This is a genomic window from Actinoplanes solisilvae, assembly GCF_003999975.1.
Lineage (GTDB): Bacteria > Actinomycetota > Actinomycetes > Mycobacteriales > Micromonosporaceae > Actinoplanes > Actinoplanes solisilvae.
The window spans coordinates 379,671-401,910 of sequence record NZ_RJAC01000006.1; the positions used below are offsets into that span (position 1 = coordinate 379,671).

The window sequence follows — 22,240 nt, forward strand, 5'->3', positions numbered from 1 at the left end:
AGGTGAATGACAGATGCCACGCCGGTGGCCTTGCCGAAGACTTCCGGCATGACTTCTCCCGTTGTCTTCATCCACGGCCTGTGGTTGCACGCGTCGTCGTGGCAGCCGTGGATCGACCTGTTCTCCGAGCGCGGCTACCGGGCGACCGCACCGGGCTGGCCCGGGGACGCCGCGACTGTCGAGCAGACCCGCGCCAACCCGGACGCCCTGGCCGGGCACGGCATCGACGACGTCGTCGAGCACTACTCCCGGATCATCGAGGGCTTCGACACCAAGCCGATCCTGATCGGGCACTCCTTCGGCGGCATGATTGCCCAGAAGCTGCTCGGCCTCGACCTCGGTGCCGCCGCGGTGGCCGTCGACGCCGCCCAGATCAAGGGCGTGCTGCCGCTGCCGCTGTCGACCCTGCGCTCCGGTTTCCCCGTGCTGGGCAACCCGGCCAACAACGGCCGGGCCGTCTCGCTGACCCCCGAGCAGTTCCGGTACGCGTTCGGCAACGCGATCAGCGAACAGGAGTCGCGCGAGCTGTACGACCAGTGGTCGATCCCGGCCCCCGGCAGGCCGCTGTTCGAGGCGGCCGCGGCCAACTTCAACCCGCACTCGCCGGCCAAGGTCGACACCCGCAACGAGTCCCGGGGTCCGCTGCTGCTGATGGCCGGCGGCAAGGACCACACCGTTCCCGAGACCGTGGTGCGGGCGACCCTCAAGCAGTACCGCCACTCGCACGCTGTCACCGACATTGTCGACTTCCCGAACAAGGCCCACTCGCTGACCATCGACAGCGGCTGGCGTGAGGTCGCCGAGACCGCGCTGACCTGGCTGAAGGAGCAGGGCCTGTGAAAAAGCTCGCGGCACTGCTCGTGGCCGTACTGGCGCTCGCGATTCCGTCGGCGGCCGCCGGACACGACCGAGGCTTGGCCGACAGCCGTCTGCCGGCCGGTTTCACCGAGCGCAAGGTCCACGGCATCAACTACGTCAAGGGTGGCCACGGCCCGGTGCTGGTGCTGCTGCACGGCTACCCCGAGACCTGGTACGAGTGGAACGCGATCCTGCCCGCGCTCTCCGCCCACTACACGGTGGTCGCGCCCGACCTGCCCGGCGCCGGTAAGAGCGACGCCCCGGCCACCGGCTACGACAAGAAGACGATGGCCGCCTCGATCCACGGGCTGCTCGTCACGCTCGGGCTCGACAAGGACATCCGCCTGGTCGGGCACGACATCGGCACGATGGTGGCCTACGCGTACGCCGCCGCCCACCCAGCCGAGGTCAAGAAGCTGGTGCTGAGCGAGGCGCCGATTCCCGACAAGGGCCTCTACTCGTTCCCGGCGCTGTCGGCCGACGGCCCCGGCCCCTGGCAATTCGGGTTCTTCACCCTCACTAACGGCCTGCCCGAGCAGTCGGTGCGCGGCCGCGAAGAGCAGTGGGTGCAGGGCTTCACCGACCACCTCGAGGTAATCAAGGACGGCGTCGGCCCCGACGACGTACGCGTCTTCGGGCACTACCTGAAGGACCCCACGCACCTCAAGGCGAGTTTCGAGTGGTTCCGGGCGTTCCCGGCCGACATCGCCGACAACGAGGTCAACCAGCAGCACAAGCTGACGATGCCGGTGCTCGCGATCGCCGCCGACCACAGCCTCAAGGACACCCTCGAGAAGCAGGTCCCGAACTACGCCACCGACGTCAAGTCGGTGATCATCGCGAACTCGGGCCACTGGATATACGAGGAACACCCGGCCGAGATGACCCAGCGCCTGCTCACCTTCCTGCGATAGGTTCCCCATGGATCTTTCTCTTTCGGGCAAGAAAGTCCTGGTCACCGGGGCGAGCAAAGGCATCGGGCTGGCGATCGTGCGGGCCTTGGCGGCCGAGGGCGCGACCGTCGTCGCCGGTTCCCGCACCACGACGCCGGAGCTGGCCGCCCTTCCGGTGCACCCGGTCAACGCCGACCTGAGCACCCCCCACGGTCCGGCCGCGCTGGTCGAAGCGGCAGTGCCGATCCTGGGTGGCCGCCTCGACGTCCTGGTCAACAACGTCGGCGGCGTGCATCCGCGTACCGGAGGTTTCCTCTCGGTCACCGACGACGAGTGGCTGCAAACACTCAACATCAACTTCATTTCCGCCGTACGGGTGACCCGCGCCGCCCTTCCGCACCTGCTCGACCAGGGCGGGGCGATCGTCACCGTCAGCTCGGTCAACGCGTCGCTGCCGGATCCCCTCGTCATCGACTACAGCGCGAGCAAGGCGGCCCTGTCCAACTTCTCCAAGGCCCTGTCCAAAGAGGTGGGGCCCCGAGGCGTACGCGTCAACGCGATCAGCCCCGGCCCGGTCGAGACCGACCTGTGGCTGGGCGCCGGCGGCGTCGCCGAGACCGTCGGCGGCGCGGCCGGCCTGACCCCCGAGGACGTCGCCAAGGGAGCGGTCAGCGGCACCGCCACCGGCCGCTTCACCCGGCCCGACGAGGTCGCCGACCTGGTACTGCTCCTGGCGAGCGGCCGGGCCGGCAACGTCACCGGCGCCGACGTCCTCATCGACGGCGGCCTCACCCAATCACTCTGATCGCCGCTTTTACCGAAAGGCACCACCAGTGATCGACAACCTGCGGGCAACCGTCACCGGTCCCGTACTCCAGCCCGGCGACCCCGGCTACACGGAGGAACTGCACACCTACAACCTGACGGTCGTGCACACGCCGTCGGTCGTCGTCGGCGCCGCGAGTGCCGCCGACGTCCAGGCCGCCGTGCGCTACGCCGCGGCAACCGAGCTGCCCGTCGCAGTGCTGGGCGCCGGGCACGGCAGCTCGGTGTCCTCGGACGGCTCGGTGCTGATCACCACCCGGCGGTTGACCGGCCTCACTATCGACGAGAACGCCCGGACCGCCCGGGTCGAGGCGGGCGTCCGCTGGGCCGACTTCATCGAGCAGGCCGGCAAATTCGGGCTCGCCGGCCTCAACGGCTCGTCGCCGACGGTCACCGTGGTGTCGTACACCCTGGGTGGTGGTCTTGGCCCGTTCGGCCGGAAGCATGGCTATGCGGCCGACCACGTGACCGCCCTCGAGGTCGTCACTGCCGACGGTGAGCTGCGACGCGTCACGGCCGACACCGAGCCTGACCTGTTCTGGGCGCTACGCGGCGGTAAGGGCAACTTCGGCGTGGTGGTCGCGATCGAGTTCGACCTCTTTCCCATCCGTACGTTCTATGGGGGTGGCATCTTCTTCCCCGGCGAACTGGCGCCGCAGGTGCTGCACCTGTTCCGGGAGTGGACCGCTGACCTGCCGGAGGAGATGTCGGCCTCGGTAGGGCTCCTGCACCTGCCGCCGCTGCCGTTCGTGCCGGAGCCGCTGCGCGGCCGGCTCGTCGCCCACCTGCGGATCACCTACCTCGGCGACCCGGCCGATGGCGAACGGCTGATCGCGCCGTTCCGGGCACTCGGCGAGCCGATCATCGACGCGGTCAGCGAGCTGCCCTACGCGGCGATCGCGTCCGTCCACAGCGACCCGATTGACCCGCTTCCGCTGTACGAGCACGGCGCCCTGCTGCACTCGCTGCCGGCTGAGGCAGTCGACGAATTCCTGCGCCTGGCCGGTCCGGAGGCCGTGTCGCCGCTGGTATTGGCCGAGATCCGGCACATGGGCGGTGCGCTGTCGCGGCCGCCGACGGTGCCGAACGCGGTCGGGAACCGCGACGACACGTTGTTCACCGTGTTCCTGGTGGCCGCGGGCGGTCCGCCCGACGCGTCGGCTCTGCACGGCTATGAGCAGCGGTTGATCGACGCTCTTTCGCCGTGGTCGACTGGGCGCCGCTACCTCAACTTCCTGTTCGGTGGCAACGACGCCACCGTCGAGAGCGCGGCGCTGGCCTGGACTCCCGCAGACTATCCGCGGCTGCGGGAGATCAAGCGGCGCTACGACCCGGCCAACCTGTTCCGGATCAACCACAACATCCCGCCCGCCGTCCTTTCCGACTGAGCCGCGGCCGCGCTGCCCAGCGCCACGCATGACCTGACCGCGGCCCGCGCGGCCAGGAGCGGAGCGGTGCCGGCATCGTGCCCGCTCCCTATTACCCGAACGCGGCCGGCATGCGCCCCGTCGCGGACCGCGTGACCAGCGGGGTCATCATCAGCGCGCGGGCAGGTGCTGCGAGAGGAACAGGGCGGCGCGGTCCAAGGCGAAGCCGGCCTCGTCGAGCTGGCCGATGAAGGATTGGAAGACGTGCGGGACACCGGCGGTGATATCGAGGATGACGTCGACTTCGGCGTCGCGGGCCCGCTGTGCCAGCCGCACCGAGTCGTCGAGCAGCAGCTCGTTCGTGCCGGCCTGCAGCAGGATCGGTGGGAAACCCGTCAGATCGGCGAGCACCGCGGGCGCAGCCAGTGGCTGGTTCGGGTCTTGACCGCCGAGATACATCGCCGCGGTGTGACCCATGCCCTCCTTGGTGAAGAACGGGTCGATGCCCTGCTTGGTGTCGAAGGACGCGCCCGACCGGGTGTGGTCGAGGCCGGGCGAGAACGCGACGAGCGAACCTGGCATCGGCAGCCCAGCGTTCCGTGCCGCGAGCGTCGTGGTGATCGTGAGGCCGCCGCCGGCCGAGTCACCGGCGAACGCGATCGATGCGGCATCGGTGCCCTCGTCGAGCAGCGCCCGATACGTCGCAAGGCAGTCCTGGATACCGGCAGGGAACGGATGTTCCGGGGCGAGCCGGTAGTCGATGGAGATCGCCCGCATCCCTGTCCGGGTGACCAGGCCGGCGGTCAGGCCCATCGCGGTTCGCGGTGAGCCGAGCGCGAACGAGCCGCCGTGGAAATACAGGATCGTGCCCGGCCGAGTCACGCCCGCCTCCGGTTGGACCAGGACCGCCGGACGACCGGCCAGCGTCAAGTCGGAGGCGCGCACCGGCGGAACCGGGAACAGCCCCATGAGGGCGGCGAAGTCCTCCCGCATCTTCTCGACTGGTTCGGGAGCGAAGCCCTTGCGGCCCTTGCGGAGCATCGCGTCGACGTCTGCCCGTTGTTGCCTGCTCATATTCAGCGTCTTCCAGTCGCGGTAAATTACATGCCGTGGAAGCTAATATACTTGCCGCGGCATCTTTCTCGGATGCGGAACGGATCACACTCGCGGCGGCCTTCAGCCATCTCGTTCGCTGTGAGACCCGGCTCTACAACGGCCTCAACGAGGCGCTGCGACAAACCCACGGCATCGTCGCGTCACAGTTCGAGTTCCTGAGCTACCTGCGAGACCATCCCGGCTCGCGTGTCGCTGACCTCGCGGAGTTCTACGCCGTCGGGGTAGGCGCGACCAGTAAAGGCGTCAGCCGGCTGGAAGCCCGAGGATGGGTGCGGCGTGTGGCCAACCCCGCCGACGGGCGCTCGCTGCTGCTGGAACTGACGCCTCTCGGCACCGAACTCACCGATCTCGCCGAGACCACGTTCCAGCAGTACCTGCTCAAACGCATCGGCCAGACGCTGGAACCGGATCAGATCGAAGCGGTTGGCAGGGCTCTGGCCCAGCTACGCGCCGCACTCGAACGCGACGGCATCGGCATCCCCGTCGGCTGAACAGCCACACGCCCCTTGCGGCGATGGATGCAGCCGACGGAGCAGCTTGGGAGCAACAGGGTGTCGCCATTTGCGCTGAACCGCGTCCAACGGCTTTTAGCTGCTTCGAACTGCGCCGCGTTTCTCCAGGTCGTTTGCGTTTGACCTAGTCAGCGTGTTGTGGGCCGTCCGTTTTCACACCGGAGAGGTCACTGGTTCGATCCCAGTATCGCCCACGAGTCGGAGGCGGTCTGTGTCCACGGAATGCGTGGACCGGGCCGCCTCATTCCTTTTGCGCGACTTCGTCGCGCGAGCGGGGGCTGCGCCACCCGCACCCCCACTGCCGCTGTCCTTGTGGGTGGGGGCTGGGGCTGGAAGGTGGCTTCGCCACCCTCGGCCTGGTGGTCTTGCTTGAGGTGTGGCTGCGGCGCCCTCGGCCTGGTGGTCTTACTTGAGGTGTGGCTGCGCCAGCCTCGGGCCGGTGGTCGTGCTTGAGGTGAGGCTTTGCCGCCCTCGGTCTGGCTTCGCCGGCTGTGAACTGGCTTCGCCGGTCTCGGCCGGGCCCCGTTACCGCTGACCCGGATCAGGGTGCCCTGCGGGCGTTCTACAACCTTCTCGGACGTCGCTGTCGCGGGGGGATGGGCCATTCCCAGGCGTCGCTTTGGCGGCCGTGCCGCAACTGGCCGGACTCGACAACTGTCGTGCACCACAACATCAACGAATGCGCACTCGCTGTGGCTAGGCCGGGGCCGAAAGGAACCCGTAAGCCGATGGAGCATCGACCGCTGTCGCGGTCAGCCGGTCCATCGGTCGCCCCTACGCCAGGAGCCGCCGCATGCCGCAACTGTCAAACAAGTTCTCGACCGGCGTGAGTGTCGTCGCTGTCGCGCTCTCCGCGGGACTCGCGACGACCGCCATCACCCCGACCCGGGCCGCCGCGGCGAACGCCGTGACGTACGACTCGGCCGTGCTGGCCGACCGCCCCCTCGGCTACTGGCCGTTGAACGAGTCCTCGGGACAGGTGCGGGACCTGACCGGCAACTTCGCCGCCTCCACAGTGTCCATCGGGAAGCTGGGGGGCGAGGGCGCCGTCGGCACCGGCGCGTCGTTCGACGGTGTCCGGCAGCAGATTCGGGTTCCCTACAAGTCGACGATGCGGCTGCCCACCTCGTTCAGCATGGAGGTCTGGGCGAAGCTGCCGGAGAACCCGCAGACGACCGGCTGGCCGACCATCTTCAGCCGGGGCGCCACCACGGCGGGCCGCTTCGGTTCCGCGATGTGGGTCTCCTCGGACGCTGCGCACACCGTGCACTTCAAGCGCAACGGCCTTGACCTGGGAACCACGCGGGGACTCAGCTCATCGTCGTATCGTCAGCTGGTGTTCACCTTCGACGGCACCACTCGCCGGTGGAGCTGGTTCGTGGACGGCACCCTCGACAACACCGGTGCCGCCGCCGGCCTGGCGGGTACGGACACGGAGACCGCGCCGCTCGCGATCGGCACGATGCTGAACTCCGCGACGGCCTCGCCGGTGCAGTACGGCCGCCTCAAGCTGGACAACATCTCGATCTATCCGACGGCCCTGTCCGCCTCGCGGGTGGCGGCTCACTTCGCCGCGGCGCGGCCGTCGAGCACACCGGCGAGCACCACGCCGGCTTCCACGCCGGTCAGCACGAACCCGACTACTGCTCCGACGACCACGCCCACCTCACCCGCGCCGGTCACGAGCACGCCGACCGGCGGAACCGGCACCAATCGCTACGTGGCCGGTGTGGCGCTGGGTTTCGGAGCGCCGTGGAGCAGCCGTCGTGCCGCCGACTTCCAGGCCATGCGTGCCGCGAACGCGACCTGGATCCGCGCTGACCTCGGCTGGCAGTACCTGGAGCCGGTTCAGGGCGACTGGCGTTGGACCAACTTCGACGCCGTCATTGCTGACGCCAACGCCAGCGGCCTGCGCTACCTGGCGATCCTGCACACCGTGCCGGGCTGGGCGAACAACAACGTCGGCGACTACGGCCCGGCTCGTGACACCTCGCTGCTGACCAACTACTGCTACCGGACCGCCAAGCGCTACATCCCGATGGGGGTGACGGACTACGAGATCGGCAACGAGGTCAACCTGCCGCACCCGGGCCTGATGACACCGGATGGCGCGTCGTACGCCCGTGACACTTTGGTGCCGTGCGTCGCCGGCGTCCGCAAGGCCGCCGCCGAGCTCGGCACGAAGGCTTCGGTTGTCTTCGGCGCCCTCGCACCCACCGAGTGGACCGGCGGAGCCGACGCGTTCCAGTTCTTGACCGATGCCTACGCCAACGGCGCGAAGGGTCTCGTTGACGCTCTCGGCTGGCACCCGTACACCGGCAGCTTCACCCCGGCGGCCAGCGAGCACATGAACGCCGATTCGGCCCGGCTGAACAGCATCATGGTCGCGAACGGCGACGGAGCCAAGAAGATCTGGGCGACCGAGTACGGGCAGCCGTCCGGCGGACCGTACTCCGTCACCGAGGAGCGGCAGGCGGCAGACCTCTCCGAGGCTCTTGACGTCTGGTACGCCAAGCCCTTCGCGGGACCGATGTTCTACTACAACGGCCGTGACACGGGGACCGCGCCGGACGATCGTGAGCAGCATTTCGGTCTCCTGCGCAACGACGGGTCCGAGAAGCCGGCGTACGGGATGCTGAAGTCGCGCCTGACTCGCTGACCGGACGGACCAACCGCCGCGGGGTGCGCTCAGCGCACCCCGCGGCGGCGCCTGGCCGGTCAGCGAGTCAGGCCGTGGCACGCCGTACTCGTTAGGGGTCGTGGCCGGTGCCGCCCGGTAGATTCCCGATCATGACGGTCGCGCGGGAGGTCGAGGGCCGCCCGCGCCGAGAAAAGCGGGCAAGGACGCCGCTTCCGTGGCTGGTGGTGGCTCCGGGGCTGGTCTGGGGTGTCCTTCGCGTCACCGGGGCGCAGGTCGACGCCGCAACGCAACTGATCGCCTTCACACCGTACGCCGCACTCTGGTCTGTTCTTCTCTTCCTGCTGGCCTTGACCTTCCGGCGATGGTGGGCGGCCGTGGTCGCCGCGCTTGCCGCCGGGCTGCTCCTGGGTGCCGTCACACCCCGAGCGATCGGCGCGGGCGACCGTGGCCCGCGTGACGGGGTCACGCTGCCGGTGATGAGCGCGAACCTGCGGGCCGGTGGGGCTGACCCGGCCACCGTCGTCCGGCTGGTCCGCGACAATCACGTCGGCGTTCTCGCGTTGCAGGAATTCACCCGGGAAAGCCGAGCGGCACTGACCGCGGCCGGGCTCGACGTCCTGCTGCCGTACGCCTCGCTCGCCTCTGCGGATCCCCGCGACGACACCGGGTCGGCGCTGTACTCCCGGTATCCGATCAGCGACGCCGGCTCGCGGCTCAACAGGGGCGGCTTTCGCCAGGCCTATGGGCAGATCCAGCCGTCCGGCGCCGGACCACTGCTGGTCGAGTCGGTGCACACCCTCGCGCCCGCCTCCCGTGCGAGGGTCGACGGCTGGCAGCGGGATCTCGCCGACCAGCCGGTACCGGACCCGGGCGCCCCTCCACAGGTCCTGCTGGGTGATTTCAACGCGACCCTCGACCACCGCCCGTTCCGCGATCTCGTCGAGCGCGGCTACCGCGACGTGGCAGACACCGTCGGCGGGGGCCTGCGCCCCACCTGGGGACCGTTCGGCATCCAGCCGCTCCGGCTCCTCACGCTCGACCACGTGCTGGCCGATCGGCGCATCGGGGTGGTGTCCCTGTCGGTCCGGGACCTGGCGAACAGTGACCACCGCGCGCTGCTGGCCACCCTACGAATTCCCGCGCCCGGCGCTTCGTGAGGCGTACAGCGGCAAGGTGACCTGGTCACGCAGCGCGGCGTAACTGTGCAGAAGCGCGGCCGAGTGCCGGGTCCAGGAGAAGTTCTCGGCCGCGTACGCGCGGGACCAGCGCCCCATGCGCTCCCGCCGGGCCGGGTCGGCGGCGAGCACGGTCAGCGCGCCGCGGATCGCGTCCGCATCCCGGGGCAGCAGGCAGACGTGGTCGCGGTCCAGCCCGTACGGCGCGTAGCCCGGATCGTCGGTGGTGAGCACCGGCAGCCCGGAGGCCATCGCCTCCTGCACGGTGAGCGGGAAACCCTCGGACGCCGACGGCAGCGCGAACACGTCGCACGCCCGGTACGTCTCCGCCAGCCGCGCCGGGGTGAGTCGACCGAGGTGGTGCAGGCCGGGACCGGAGGCCGGCAGGTCCGCATGCCCGTCGCCCGCGAAGACGAGGTCGTACTCCGGGCCGGCCGCGGCGCGCAGGAGGTCGTACCCCTTCTTGGGAACGAGCCGCCCGGCGAAGAGCACCAGAACGCGGTCCTCGGGAAGGCCGGCCCGCCGGCGGATAGCCCGTCGTTCTTCGAGGGACGCGCACGGTCTGAAGAGATGAACGTCGACGCCGTTGGGCAGATGCTGGATCCGGTCACGCCGGCCGCCGTACTCCGCGGCGAACTCCGCCACCGACTCGTTCACGACGAACACCCGTTCTGCCCGCCGAAGCAGCCGGCGGCCGGCGGTCGCCCAGACGACCCGTTGAGCCGTCCGGACTATCGAGGCTGGATGGTCGACGAGGGCCACATGCTGGGTCATGACCAGCGGGGTGCGGGTTGCCGCCGCCGCGAGACCGGCGGCCCACGAGGTCAGGTAGGCCCCGTCGTGCACGTGCACCACATCGGCCCACCTCGCCCAGCGCCGACTTCGAGCGAGCAACTGCGGCCCCGGCACGGGGAACGGGACACCGGCCCGCCGCTGCAGCACATCCCAGGCCGGTACGCGCACCACCCGGGCGCCGTCGCCCAGCGTCGCCATCCCGGAGGGACGGCCGCTGGTCAGCACGACCGGGTCGGCGCCGGCGGCCGCGAGGTGCCGAGCCTGCTCGGCCACGACGTTCTCGATGCCACCCAGGTGCGGCGGGAAGTAGTGGCTGACCAGAAGCACCCGTGGACTGCGGGCCCGGTCCGTCACGCCAGCGCCTCGGCGTAGGCCGCCTTCAGACGTTCCACCGTCGCCGTCCAGGTGTACGAACCGGCGGCTTCGGCGCTGCGGCGGGCCAGCCGCTCGAAGGTTTCCCCGTCGGAGGCGATCGCGTCGAGGCCGGCGGCGAGCGCCGCCGGGGTGGGTTCCACCAGCATCGCGACGCCGTCCAGCAGTTCGACGTTGCCTGGCACCGCGGTCGCCACGATCGGTAGACCGGCGGCCATCGCCTCGAGGGCGACCAGCGGCATGCCTTCCCGGTCCGAGGGCAGCACAAAAGCGTCGGCGGCCGCGTACATGGAACGCAGTTCGGCATCGATGCGCGATCCGGCAAAGGTGACGTTGGTCAGCCTGAGTGCCCGGGCGCGCTCGCCGAGCATCGCCCGCTGCTCGCCGTCGCCCACCACGGTGAGACGCACCGGGCGCCGGCAACGGGACACCGCGTCGAGCAGGCGGGTGACGCCCTTCTGCGGGCTGAGCCGGCCGACGTACAGCAGGTTGAGCGGCTCCGCGTGGGTCCGCGCGCGGCGCGGCGGCAGGAAATACTCCTCGCCGACGCCGTTCGGGATCACGTGGATGCGGTTTCGCGGCACGGTGTAGGTGCGCTCGACGAAGCCGACCTGTGCCTCGGTGAGCACCAGGACGCCGGCGGCGGCCCGCAACACCCGCGCGTAGAGGTGCTTCTTGTAATAGGGCAGCAACCATCCCATCGGGCCGGACGCGTAGGCGTCGAGGTGGAAGTGGACCAGGAAGCGCTGGCCGCGAAGCCGAGCCAGCAGGGCGAGAACCTCGGGGATCAGGGCATGCGCGCTGTGCAGGTGCAGCACCGTGTCCCGGGGTGTGCGCAGCAGGGAGAGCACCAGGCCGGGCGCGATCGGCGTGTGCGCGATCTCCCAGCACAGATGCCGGAGGATGCGTACGCCACCGGTCCGCACCCGGCGCGGCGCACCCCCCGCACCGAGCGTCGTGGTCAGGACCGTCACTTCGTATTCCCGGCCGAGGCCGGTGGCGAGTTTCTCCACCACGCGCTCCACCCCGCCCAGATGGGGCGGGTAGTACGGGGTGATCTGGGTGACCGTGGTCATGGGCTCAGTTCCCTCCAGAGGCGGCAGGCCGGCTCACCGTTGTTCCACCGGGCCGTACACGCGGCGCTGGGCCGCCTCGTACACGAGCGGCCGGCCGGCGGCCACGCACGCGACGGGGAAGGTGTAACGCAGTACGCGTTCCCCGAAGGTGGCGACTCCGACAGCCAGCCCGGTGTTGCCGTCGACAGTGGTGAGACTCACGTAGGCATCGATCGGGACGGCCCCCGGGACCAGGCCCTCCTGCGGAGAGAGATGCGTCAGGCTGCGCAAGTTGATGGTGTCGCGGTTGTCGGTGATGACCCAAGCGTCCGGGCGGAGGTGCCGGCCCATCCAGCGGGCGACGCCCAGGTCGCCGTCGTCGGCGTAATAGGCGCGGAAGTACGGTCCGGCGTTGTTGAGGTGGAGTTGCGGGGTGTAACCCCCGACGAGTTGCGGGATCAGTCCACTGGTGATGAGCAGGCAGCCCACCGCGACGGTGCCGGCGATCGCGGCGGTCAGCCGGCGGACACGCGGGACCCGGGCGGCCAGCCACGTCGGCGGGACGATGACGCTGAGCATGACCAGTGGTGCGAGCAGCACCAGGAACTGCTGGTAGAGCCGGAGAAGCCCGTAGCTGTCGGACAACTGCGGCAGCACGACGGCGACCACCAGCAGAGCCAGCGAGCCGGCGGCCAGCGAAGCCAGCGGACCGTTGGTTTTCCGGCGACGCCGCCACAGGATGGCGAAGCCGACGACACTGCCGCCCTGGAACAGCAGCACGGTGGCAGCCCGGGCCACATCGTTGAGTTGCTGTGGCGGCAACCCGGCCCGGGCCAGAGCGGTGCCGGCTCCCGTCGCGCCCAGCGTGTCGGCCGGGAGCACCCGTGGAGCGCATTCAGGAGGCGGCGGGGCTCCGGAAGGCACGGAAACGCCGAGGCGAATCGCCGCTGCGTACTTGGCGAGTGTCTCGCTGTCGGTCAACGGGCGCTTGTCGGCGATCAAGCTGTATCGCGTCGATTCGGAATTCACCGACGCGCGTTCGATCACCGCGTCAGCGGCCTTGATGAGCTCGTTGGCGCAGGTGGCGGCGCTGCCGGAGAGACCGGTCCAGGCGACGGCCGCCAGGGTCACGACGACCGCGGCCCGCCCCAGGTCGAGGTCGCCCCGCGCCGGTCGGGCCGGACGGTCGGCCCGGGGCAGCGGCAGTCGGCGCAGGAGCCGGAACGCCCAGCCGATCATCAGCACCGCGGCGGTGATGTAGGTGCTGGTGTAGTGCGACACCGCCATTCCGGCCGCGGCGATGACGAACAGGATCGTCCGTTGCCGGCGCGGGCCGTGCACGTCGAGCAGAGCACCGACCAGCACGACGAAGAAGATCAGCGCGATCTCCTGGCGGTTCAGCATCGGCATGTCGTTGATGAACGCGGGGAACGCGATGAACAACACGGCCGTGCCGACCGCCGCTGCGCCCGGCAGCCGCCGGCGCGTCAGCAGGAACACCCCGACCGGCACAATGGCGAAGAGCACCTGGAAGCAGACCCGGTAGACGTCGAGGGCCGCGAGCCCCAGCAGCCGAGCCAGGAAGACCGGCAGCACGGTGATGCTCAGGCACGAGTTGTAGCCCACGAAGAGCTTGGAGGGGTGCTCCCACGTGCCGCTGTCGAGAGTGTTCAGAAATACCCGGTACTCGACCTTGATGTCGTGGCCGGTCACGCCGATCCCCCGCAGCGAGGTGGCCAGCAGGATCGCCAGCGCCACCAGATAGACCGCGGTCGCCGCGGCCGTTACGTGGTGGCGGTGCCCGGCCATGACGGCCGCGGTCAGCGCGGCGGCGGCCACGACGAGCCCGGTCGTGGTCAGCGCACCGCTCTCGCCGGCGTTGAGCCGCAGTGCGCCCAGGACCGTCAGGATCACCGCCGCGCCGCCGAGTGCGACAGCCACGATTCCCGTACGGCTTCCCGCATCCCAGGACGGCACTATGCGAAGCGCCGGTCTGGTCTCGATCACCGGCCATCGGCGCTCGCACAGCACGACGGTCACCGCGAGGGCCGCGATCAGCGCATCCAGGGCCAGCAGACACCCGATGGTGGTCAGCCCGCCGCCGGGTAGCAGGCCCAGAAGGACTCCGATGCCCATCAGCCCGGCCAGCGACAGCGCCACCGCGCACACGAGCCAGTTCCAGACGGTCCGGTGGCTGATCCGCAACGCGCGCATGGCAAGCGCGCCCGGCAACACCACGGCCACGGGGAACCCGACCACAGCCCGCAGGGGCGCCGGCCAACCGGTGAGCACGATCAGGTTGAGCAGGAGCAGCCCGACGACCGCCACGCCGGCCGGGACCGGGCTCGGGGCGCCACCGAGCCGGTCACGGGACGAAAGGCCGGGCATGAGAGCAACGCGGCCAGCCGCGGTCATGAAGATTCCCTCCGGAGATGGAGATGGACCGCGGCGGCTGCGCCGGCCCCGGGAGTGTGGATGCCGATCAGGACGCCGTCCGCGTCAGCCGTGGCGGTACCTGCGAGCGCGCAGTCACCTGCTGGACGATCGCGACGAGCACACCCAGTCCCCACGCCGTGTTCTTCGCCAGCCAGCCGATCACCATGAGCGGCCACAGCCTGACCGGCGGCCGCCGGTAGGCGATGACGAACGCCGCTTCCGCGAGTGACATGGCCGGCACGGCCAGCAGCAGCCAGGGCGACACCGCGGCACCCAGGATCGCCGCGGCGATCATCACCGTGGTGGGCACGTAGTCGATCGTCCGCACCTTGCGTGTGCTGGCCGCGTACCGAACCCGCCACAGGCCGTACTTGTACATCTGCCGCATGTACCCGCGAAGTGTCGCCCGGCTCTCGTGCCAGACCCGGGCCTCCGGAACCGCCGCCCAGCGGCACCGGTCCTCGACTCGGTCGACGAACTCGCTGTCCTCGGCGTGGATCCAGCGCTCGTCGAAGCGTTCGTCCGCGACGGCGGTCAGGTCCACGGCCATGTTGCATCCGGCGATCAGCAGTTCCTCGGACGTTGCCAACTGCCGGATCGTCTCGTCGTTGACCGCGATCGCCTCGGCGAACGGTGACGCGTGCGCGACGTCGACGCCACCGCCGATGACGCCCAGCCTGGCGTCCCGGTCGAACGTGGCGATGAGTTTCCGGGTCCAGTCGGTGGCCGCCCACGCGTCGGAGTCGAGAAACGCCACCAGGCGGGTACGCGCGACCGCCATTCCCAGATTGCGGCCGCGGGAGATGTTGTGCTGGCCGTTGCGCAGCACGGACACCGGTATGTCGCACCGGCCGCGGAACTCCTCCACGGCGGCAAGGGTGGTATCCGTCGAGTCGTCGTCCACGATGATGATCTCCGCGGGCGCGACCTCTTGCGCGACGAGGGAGTCCAGACAGCGGTCGATCGTACGCGCACTGTTGTAGGTCAGGACGATGACGCTTATCTCCATACTTGCTCCTTGTGGTGCGTGCACGCGACGGCGTCAGTAGGTGAAGCCCGGAACGGTTTGGTTGGAGCAGACGCTGCAGATGGACGGCGGGTCAGCGGCCTGAAATGCCTCCGGTGTGTCGAGGAATGCCGCCGCGTCGGCATAGCCTCGGCGTTCCGCTGACACGCTCGGTCTCATGCGCTCGATCAGCAGCTGCGTCAGATTGCACAACCCGTCGGTAATGGTGCGGTTCTTCGATTCGCCGCCACGCGGGCTATAGGTGATCGGCATTTCCACGCAGTTGAATCCATACCGGAATGCCTCGACCTTGATCTCCTGGGAGAAGGCCATGCCACCGGATCGCAACCGCAGGGACGACCACACTTTGCGGCGGAAGACCCACATGCCCGACTGGGAGTCCCGGAACGGCACTCCGAACAGGTGCCGCGCCACCATGCTGAGTCCCTTGTTGCCCCAGAGGTGGGAGCGCGACATCGCTCCTGGTCGCAGGCCGGCGAGACGGTTCGTGGTGAGGAAGTCGATGTTCTCGTTCTCCAGGGTGGAGACGACCTCCGGCAGGATCTCGAACGGGTAGGTGCGGTCGGCGTCGCCGGTGGCGATGATCTCGCCCGAACAGTTGGCGAACCCGGCCATATATGCGTTGCCGTACCCTCGGACGGGCTGGACGATCACTTTCGCGCCGAGTTTCCGGGCGAGGTTCCCAGTGCCGTCCGTCGATCCGTTGTCGACGATGACGATCTCGGTATCGTGCCCTTCCGACCTCAGTTTCTCGACCGGGATGGCGTCGATGGTTTGCGGTATATTTTCGCGTTCGTTCAGGGCGGGAACGACGACTGAAACGAGCACGGTTTCCTCCAGGTGGACCCGATTTGCACCTCGGACTCAACACTGTCGGGCGCTTGGCCGGGACCGAATGTCGAAAAATCCGCCCACCCCTGAACAGACAGTTATCCGACTGTCCACGGTTGACTGAAAGGCCGACCCTGATCGCGTCGGCCGGGCGCGTTGAACGCCACTTTCGGCGTCAGCGGAACGGCTCGGTTCCGGCTGCCGTCGACACCGCTCGACGGCTCTCCTTGCGGGGCCCAGACGTGCCGTGCTCGGCCACGCCCGGGAGGGCCAGCTTGGTCCGGGCCGCGCGGGCCTGGTAGCCGGGCATCCGCTCGGCGAGTTGAGCGACCACCTCGTCGCGCCGCGCGAACAGGTCGCGGAGGCTCGCGACGAGCGTGTCGCGATCCACCGTCGCGATGTCGTGCACCCATTCATCGAGCCCGAGGTCGCGCATGATGCCCGTCGTCTTGTGCTCGTACTCGATGGCCAGGACCGGCACGAGTGCGGTCATCGCGAAGATCACCGAGTGGAACCGGGTGCCGACGAGCAGGTCCAGGCCGGCGTAGAGGGCCTTGATGGTGCGGTGGTCGTAGCTCTCGTCGAGCACTGTGGCGGGATGGCGCATCCGGTCGGCGACCCGGCGGCCGCACGTCCGGTCGTCGTCGTCCTGGCGTTCGCTGGTGACCTGGGGGACGAAGACGACGGTGGCGCCGAACTCCTCGACCGCGGCGTCGGCCGCCCCGGCGACGGCCCGTTCGTAGCGCTCCTGCCCGGCCGGGTCCAGCCACTCCCGCACGGTGACGCCGACCAGCGGGCGGCCGGGCCGGACCCGCAGCCGGGCGCGTAGGTCCACTGTGCCTTCCGCGGCGAAGGCGAAGCCGCTGTCGACCGACCGCAGGACGTTGCCGGTGACCCCCAGGCCGGCCAGGATCTCCTGGCTGATGTTCTCCCGGACGATGACCAGGTCGGTTTCCCGCAGCACCCGCTGGGCCATCCAGCGTTGAGGCCGGGTGGGGAAAGGGCCGATGGACTGGGGGTAAAGGACCGTGGGGACGCCCAGCCAGCGGTACATCAGGAGCGGCTGGAGCAGCAGCGCCAGGGTGAAGGTGCTCGACCAGGTGGGCTTGCCTCGCAGGTAGCCACCCCCGACGCACACCACCAGGTCGGCGCCGCGGCACAGCCGGAGGTGTTCGGCCAGCCGGCGGCCGATGATCCGGCGGTGCTCGAGGGCGGGCGCGCGTGCGGCGAGGGTTGTGCCGGCGAGAGTGGCCAGAGAACGCGCCAACTTGATCCACCGCGCGGTGGAACCGTCCACGGAGTCCTGGGTCGGCAGCCGTCGCACCGCGACGCCGTCGAAGGTCTCGCCCGGTCGCACCTCGTCCATCATCAGGACGGTCAGCTCGGCGCCGGGGAAGACCTCCCGTACGTCTTGGACGAGCACGCTGAGCAGGGCGGCGTCGCCGGCGTTGAACCGGGAGTACGCATGGGACAGGATGATCTTCACGGTCGGGCCCTCCGGGCGGTACGCCGGGCCAGCGCCCAGGCGGGGACGATGAGAAAGACGGCCTCGCCGGCCACCCACGCGACCGCGACCCAGACCAGACCGCGGTCGACCAGGAGGAAGGCGAGCAGGCAGACGACGCCGGATCGCAACGCGGTGGTGGCCACCAGCGCGCCGGTCTGGCCGGTGAGTCTGAGCAGGGTGGCGGACAGCGCCGCCGGCGCGACGGCCGCGGCGCCGAGGCTGAAGACGATCAGAATGCCGGTGCCCCCGGCGCGGTACTCCGGACCGATCGCCCCCAGCACGACGGGCCCGGCGCCGGCCAGCACGAGGCCGCCGAGCGGAGCGAGCAGCAGCAGCCGCCCGGCCCGGAGGCTCAACGTTCGCAGGCTGCCACCGCTGCTGGAACCCTCGGCGAACGTCGACTGGGTGACGGCATAGATGCCCGCATAGAGCAGACCGACGATCTGGAATGCGATGAAGTAGTACGCCGCCGCTTCCGCACTCAGCGACCGGACGATCAGCAGCGGCAGGACGAGCGTGGGCACGAGGTCGAGCAGTTCCGTCACATATGTGCCGGAGGAGAACGCGAGGTCGCGGCGGATCAGGCGCCGGTCGATCTCCGGCCGTGGCCGATACGCGAACCGGCGGGCGAGCACGAGAACGCTGGTCGCGACGGCGGCGAGGGTGGCGGTGCCGGCCGAGAGGAACATCCCGTACGCCCCGAGCCCGACGAGGACCGCCGGCAGCGCCAGCTTGACCGTGCTCTGCAGGAGACCGTCGATCAAGAAGTTGAACCGAGCCTGCCGGTGGCCGACGAAGATGGCATCGGTGGCGAGGTTGACCGCGGTCATGGCGCTCACCGTTACGAAGGCCACGAAATGCCAGGTGGACGTCCGGATCGTGTCGAATTCCGGCACGAACCTGGGGACGAGCCCCGCGTATCCCGAGGCCACCACCACGCCCGCCACCGCGACCAGCAGCAGCGAGGTGTTGATCAGCCGATTCGGCTCGGGGGTCGTGGGCAGCCGCCGGACCAGCGTCTGGTTGAGGCCGAGCAGGCTGCCCGACGCGATGGTCGTGCACGCCCCCAGCAGCGCGCCGGCCATCCCCACCTGGGGGGCGGTGAACAGTCGCGCGCATACGGTCCAGAACAGGAAGCCGCCGGCCGCCGTCACCGCGCTGGTGGCCAGGAGGAAGAACGAGTTGACGACCAGGGTGTCCCGGCTCGTGGTGGTGCCGATCACCGACGGTCAGCCCTCGCCCAGCAGCCTGGCCGCCAGCCGCGAGCATCCGTTGCGGACCGGGAACGGAAGCCAGCCGAGTAAGCGCGAGCCCAGGTACTGCGCGTTGTGGACCATTCGGTGCGTCATCGGCTCGGCGCCGAACGTGCCGATGACGATCTCGGTCTCCCGGAGCCACTCGAGATAATCGCGCACGTACGGGGTGGCGCACGCGCCGGTGAGCGTCGTCGAGATGCCGGCCTGCAACTGATGCCAGACGCGGCGGTGCCCGTCGTCGCCCCGCCAGCTTCCCCGGCTCAGGGCACGCCGGGCCGTCGCGAGAGTGGCTGGTGACATCGGCATCCCGACTTCGGCCGGATCGATGCCGGCCACCAGGAGCTGGGTCGTCGTCAGCAGGCACTTCTCGCACCGTCCGCAGTTGAGCCCGCCGGGTCCGCGGCCCGGCTGGTAGCAGACGGCGAGATCGAGGCGGCCTCCGCCGCGCAGGTACGGCGCGATGACTTGGGTGATCTTGTCGGTGCGGGACAGGTCAGGCTGATCGTGTTCGACCCGGCCGCCCGACCAGAGGACTTCGTTGTCGATGCTGGGCGTGGAGCCCCACGGCACATCGGCGCCCCCCAGGTCGCTGCTGGCGATCAGCACCCGGGGCAGCCCGAGTGCCGCGGCCACGGGCACGGCGAGTGAGGTCAGGCTCAGACCATGCTGTACGGCGCCCCACCAGTTCCCGCTGGCGAAGGCGTGCGCGTGATGCCGGCTCAGCGCCGGGCCGTCGATGAGGTCCTGCAGGTTGGCCCGGGCCGAAATCAGCCGGCGGCCGGCCGTGAGCGCCGTGCCTTGCACCGCCAGGCGGAGCCGGTCCCACAGCGCCCGGTCCGACGAGTGCACGTCGGCACCCCAGACGGTGAGAAGGGCGCGCACCTCGTCCCGGTGCTCGATCAGCGACGACGTCGAGTCGGCGCCGCCCGAGAAGAGCAGCAGCGCCGGGTCGGCGGGCGCCGGGCCGGGCGCCGGAGTCCCCACCCGTTCGCCGCGCAGTTCGAAATCCTGGGTACGGAAATGGGGGTACATGGCGCCGAAGGTCTTGGCCAGCCGTTCCGCCGAGGCGGCGTACTCCGCATCGACCCGCCCTACCTCGATCGGCAGGCCGAGGGCATAACTCAGGGTCAGGACGGTGCCGAGGGCCGGCACGACGAGGATCGCATCGGACAGCTCGGCCAGGCCGTCCACACCGGCATACTCGACCCGGAACGCGTCCTGCCTGAACCAGGGCGCGGCGGCCCCTGGATCGACCGGGATGGTAACCCGGAATCCGTCGACCATCGGCCGGCCCAGCACGATAGGTTTCAACTCAGCGCCTTTCGGACCCACGCCGCCGGCACGCTTTCGGGGCGGAGGCAACTGCGCGGATCGCGGCGTTCCTTCGAGCCCCGGACTGATCGGCCGGACAACAGGATCGATGAATTGGTTTCTGATCTTCGATCTTGACCTGATTTCCCTCGAACTCAACACGGTCGGGCGCTTGGCCGGGAGCGAATGCCGAAAAATCCGCCCACCATTGAACGGGCAGTTCACCGACCGTCCACGGTTGACTGACAAGCGCCCGATGATCACGCCCGCCCGAGATGGCGAACGTCACTTCGGCGTCAGCACGGCCGGCCGGTTCCGCGAGGCGTCCAGCCGGAGAACGGTCTGTGACAGCGGCCGCCGCGCCGCCCGGTTCGCACTGGATTTGCCTTCGAATTGTGCACACTGATGCACGCTCGACGATTCATTCCGAACGGTGCGGACAACGCTCCTGAGTCATGCATCGAGGGGGAGTGGTCGGGCGAGTCCTTTGTGACCGAACGCTTCGGGGCTTCGGCTGGTTGCTCGGGCTGGGGATGGGCCCAGGGCGCCGCGGTGCCGGTTTGCGGGAGGCCGTTCCACGGACTTCCGGAAGGCCGGACCGTAGGCTCCACGCGCACCCACGGCCGGCCCGACTCGATCGATGGCCTGGCCGTCGCTCGCGCCGCCGCGCGTGAGTCGGCCTCGATCACGCGAGTCAGTCCAGGAAGGACCCCAGGATGGGCAGGCTGCTGAGCTTGATGTCCGGGAGCAGGTGCGGGCCCATGTCGTACGTGGTGTTGTAGTTGGTCGTGTAATGCCGGTCGTAACTGTTGCTGTAAGTCGTGTCGTTGATTCTGTCGTGGTGGGTGGTCTGATTGGTGTTGTAGTTCTTGTCCTGGTGGAGGGTGTGGTTGGTGTCGTTGATTCTGTCCTGGTGGGTGGTGTTGTTCGTGTTGTAGTTCTTGTCCTGGTGGGTGGTCCGGTTGTTGTCGTAGATTTTGTCCTGGTGAGTGATGTTGCTGGTGTCGTAGTTCTTGTCCTGGAAGGTGTTGTTATTGGCGTTGTAATGCTTGTCGTTATGAGTGCTGGTGTTGGTGTTGTTATTGACGGTGTCGGGACCTCCTTCGTTTCCGTCACCGGGGTCGTTGGCGGCCTCGGCGGCAACGAGGGCGCCCGCGGTCGGCGCGGCGCCGGCAGGCGTAGCGACGATCCCGATCGCCCCGGTCATCGCGCCGGCCAGGACAGCCATCCTCAACACGTTCTTCACGTAAATCCTTCACATTTTTCGAATCAGGGGGATGCGCCGGACATAGGCTTCCGATGCCGGCTCACTATGCCGACCCGGTAGGGCCGCCTCAGGGAGATCCACGCCGACATTCTCCATTTCCCGCGATCGAGCGAAAACGCGAGAGCACCCGAATCCTCCCGTGCGATGGAGTAGCGGTGAGCGGGCGGAAGCGGGGCTGGCCGGTCGGTTCGGTTTCGCGGTTGGCTGAGCGAGGCCCACGGCGCCACGGAGGTCGTCTGTGGCGGATGGGCCGTGATCGTGTGCGCCACCCGCGGAGATCAACGGTCGAGGTCGGTTGGTCAGATGGAGCGGGGCGCCGGCCGATTCGCCCGTGTTGTCCCACAGGGCGATGTCCACCGCGGACAGGGTGCGGGTTAGCGGCCCTCCGCGCCCGAAACGTGCAGTTTCTTCGGTACGGGCGAGGTGTCCGGGCCGAGGCCGAGGGCGGCCGACGTCGAGCATGAGCGGAACGATCTGGGCGGGGTCCCAGCCGACGCACAACGGCGTTGATCGCCTCGCGGGTCACATGCCGGCCGTTGACGGTGGACGGCACGGCCGGGGCGCGCGTGCGGGCTGCTGCCGCGGTCAATCTAGTGACGGCCTCGGCGGCGGTCGCCTTCCGGCTGGTCGGACCGGCTGGGACGTGCCTGGCGCGGTCGCGAAGTGCATGATCCATTAGGATCTCGGCGAACTATCCGAATAGGACAGGAGATACGATGGCAGTCAACGCCGATCTGTCGACGATTGTCGACAAGGCCTGGCAGGACAAGTCGCTGGCCGAGATCGTCGACGCCCCGGTCGAGGCGCTCGCCGGCGTGAGCGAGAACGGCGCGAAGCACATCCGCGAGGCCCTCGGCATCAAGACCATCGGCGAGCTGGGCCGCAACAAGTACTTCCGGGCGGCTCAGGCGCTCACGGCGCTGCACGACGCCAACTAAGCGTAAACGCCGACTGCGAGGACGGTCACCGAGATCGTCCCCGCAGTCGGTTGTCTTG

19 protein-coding genes are annotated in these 22,240 nt (G+C 69.3%); 9 read left to right on the top strand and 10 right to left on the bottom strand.

From position 1 onward, the window contains the following. The first annotated feature begins 48 nt into the window (after window positions 1-48). Genes EER30_RS19400 through EER30_RS19415 form a run of 4 tightly spaced genes read left to right on the top strand, consistent with a single transcriptional unit; the run spans window position 49 to window position 3,964 of the window. Window positions 49-840, top strand: a complete 792-nt coding sequence (locus EER30_RS19400) for an alpha/beta hydrolase (protein WP_127501886.1) — start codon at window positions 49-51, stop codon at window positions 838-840. Further along, window positions 837-1,772, top strand: a complete 936-nt coding sequence (locus tag EER30_RS19405) for an alpha/beta fold hydrolase (protein WP_240670148.1) — start codon at window positions 837-839, stop codon at window positions 1,770-1,772. Before EER30_RS19400 ends, EER30_RS19405 begins: the two co-directional genes overlap by 4 nt. Window positions 1,773-1,779: 7 nt before the next feature. Next, the gene (locus EER30_RS19410) at window positions 1,780-2,556 is read left to right on the top strand and encodes an oxidoreductase (RefSeq protein WP_127501887.1); all 777 of its coding nucleotides are present in this window, start codon (window positions 1,780-1,782) and stop codon (window positions 2,554-2,556) included. Window positions 2,557-2,584: 28 nt separating this feature from the next. Further along, entirely contained in the window at window positions 2,585-3,964 is a 1,380-nt protein-coding gene (locus tag EER30_RS19415) for an FAD-binding oxidoreductase (protein WP_205650308.1), read from the top strand. 150 nt (window positions 3,965-4,114) lie between these two features. Here EER30_RS19415 and EER30_RS19420 read toward each other — a convergent pair whose 3' ends face one another. Further along, window positions 4,115-5,017, bottom strand: coding sequence for an alpha/beta hydrolase (locus EER30_RS19420; RefSeq protein WP_127501888.1), 903 nt, complete (start codon window positions 5,015-5,017; stop codon window positions 4,115-4,117). 35 nt (window positions 5,018-5,052) lie between these two features. Here EER30_RS19420 and EER30_RS19425 point away from each other — a divergent pair, with 35 nt between their 5' ends. From EER30_RS19425 to EER30_RS19435, 3 genes are all read left to right on the top strand, one after another. Next, window positions 5,053-5,550 (top strand): MarR family winged helix-turn-helix transcriptional regulator, encoded by a 498-nt coding sequence (locus tag EER30_RS19425; protein WP_127501889.1) that lies wholly within the window; start codon window positions 5,053-5,055, stop codon window positions 5,548-5,550. 814 nt (window positions 5,551-6,364) lie between these two features. After that, window positions 6,365-8,230, top strand: coding sequence for a beta-galactosidase (locus tag EER30_RS19430; protein WP_127501890.1), 1,866 nt, complete (start codon window positions 6,365-6,367; stop codon window positions 8,228-8,230). Between the two features lie 131 nt (window positions 8,231-8,361). After that, entirely contained in the window at window positions 8,362-9,369 is a 1,008-nt protein-coding gene (locus EER30_RS19435) for an endonuclease/exonuclease/phosphatase family protein (RefSeq protein WP_127501891.1), read from the top strand. Here EER30_RS19435 and EER30_RS19440 read toward each other — a convergent pair. The 8 genes from EER30_RS19440 to EER30_RS19475 form a co-directional block, all read right to left on the bottom strand. After that, on the bottom strand, window positions 9,340-10,536 hold the full coding sequence (locus EER30_RS19440) for a glycosyltransferase family 4 protein (protein WP_127501892.1): 1,197 nt from the start codon (window positions 10,534-10,536) through the stop codon (window positions 9,340-9,342). The genes EER30_RS19435 and EER30_RS19440 overlap by 30 nt on opposite strands. Then, window positions 10,533-11,630 carry a glycosyltransferase family 4 protein gene (locus EER30_RS19445; protein WP_127501893.1) on the bottom strand — a complete coding sequence of 366 codons (1,098 nt, stop codon included), beginning with the start codon at window positions 11,628-11,630 and terminating at the stop codon, window positions 10,533-10,535. Before EER30_RS19445 ends, EER30_RS19440 begins: the two co-directional genes overlap by 4 nt. 33 nt (window positions 11,631-11,663) lie before the next feature. After that, window positions 11,664-14,024 carry a DUF2206 domain-containing protein gene (locus EER30_RS19450; protein ID WP_127501894.1) on the bottom strand — a complete coding sequence of 787 codons (2,361 nt, stop codon included), beginning with the start codon at window positions 14,022-14,024 and terminating at the stop codon, window positions 11,664-11,666. A 67-nt stretch (window positions 14,025-14,091) separates the two neighbouring features. Further along, window positions 14,092-15,054 (bottom strand): glycosyltransferase, encoded by a 963-nt coding sequence (locus EER30_RS19455; RefSeq protein WP_240670150.1) that lies wholly within the window; start codon window positions 15,052-15,054, stop codon window positions 14,092-14,094. A gap of 33 nt (window positions 15,055-15,087) precedes the next feature. Continuing rightward, the gene (locus EER30_RS19460; protein ID WP_127501895.1) at window positions 15,088-15,900 is read right to left on the bottom strand and encodes a glycosyltransferase family 2 protein; all 813 of its coding nucleotides are present in this window, start codon (window positions 15,898-15,900) and stop codon (window positions 15,088-15,090) included. A gap of 178 nt (window positions 15,901-16,078) precedes the next feature. Then, window positions 16,079-17,389: a polysaccharide pyruvyl transferase family protein gene (locus tag EER30_RS19465; RefSeq protein ID WP_164842384.1), complete on the bottom strand. Its 1,311-nt coding sequence runs from the start codon at window positions 17,387-17,389 to the stop codon at window positions 16,079-16,081. Continuing rightward, the gene (locus EER30_RS19470) at window positions 17,386-18,633 is read right to left on the bottom strand and encodes a lipopolysaccharide biosynthesis protein (protein ID WP_127501896.1); all 1,248 of its coding nucleotides are present in this window, start codon (window positions 18,631-18,633) and stop codon (window positions 17,386-17,388) included. Before EER30_RS19470 ends, EER30_RS19465 begins: the two co-directional genes overlap by 4 nt. Window positions 18,634-18,639: 6 nt before the next feature. Then, window positions 18,640-19,977 (bottom strand): hypothetical protein, encoded by a 1,338-nt coding sequence (locus tag EER30_RS19475; RefSeq protein WP_127501897.1) that lies wholly within the window; start codon window positions 19,975-19,977, stop codon window positions 18,640-18,642. A gap of 109 nt (window positions 19,978-20,086) precedes the next feature. Between EER30_RS19475 and EER30_RS19480 the strand changes: the two genes are divergently transcribed. Beyond that, complete coding sequence (locus tag EER30_RS19480; RefSeq protein WP_127501898.1) at window positions 20,087-20,383, top strand: hypothetical protein; 297 nt, start codon at window positions 20,087-20,089, stop codon at window positions 20,381-20,383. A 288-nt stretch (window positions 20,384-20,671) separates the two neighbouring features. On the opposite strand, the gene EER30_RS19485 is transcribed toward EER30_RS19480, so the two are convergent. Then, window positions 20,672-21,223, bottom strand: a complete 552-nt coding sequence (locus tag EER30_RS19485) for a hypothetical protein (protein WP_127501899.1) — start codon at window positions 21,221-21,223, stop codon at window positions 20,672-20,674. Between the two features lie 737 nt (window positions 21,224-21,960). On the opposite strand from EER30_RS19485, the gene EER30_RS19490 reads away from it, so the two are divergent. Continuing rightward, the gene (locus EER30_RS19490; RefSeq protein ID WP_127501900.1) at window positions 21,961-22,182 is read left to right on the top strand and encodes a hypothetical protein; all 222 of its coding nucleotides are present in this window, start codon (window positions 21,961-21,963) and stop codon (window positions 22,180-22,182) included. Window positions 22,183-22,240: the final 58 nt, after the last annotated feature.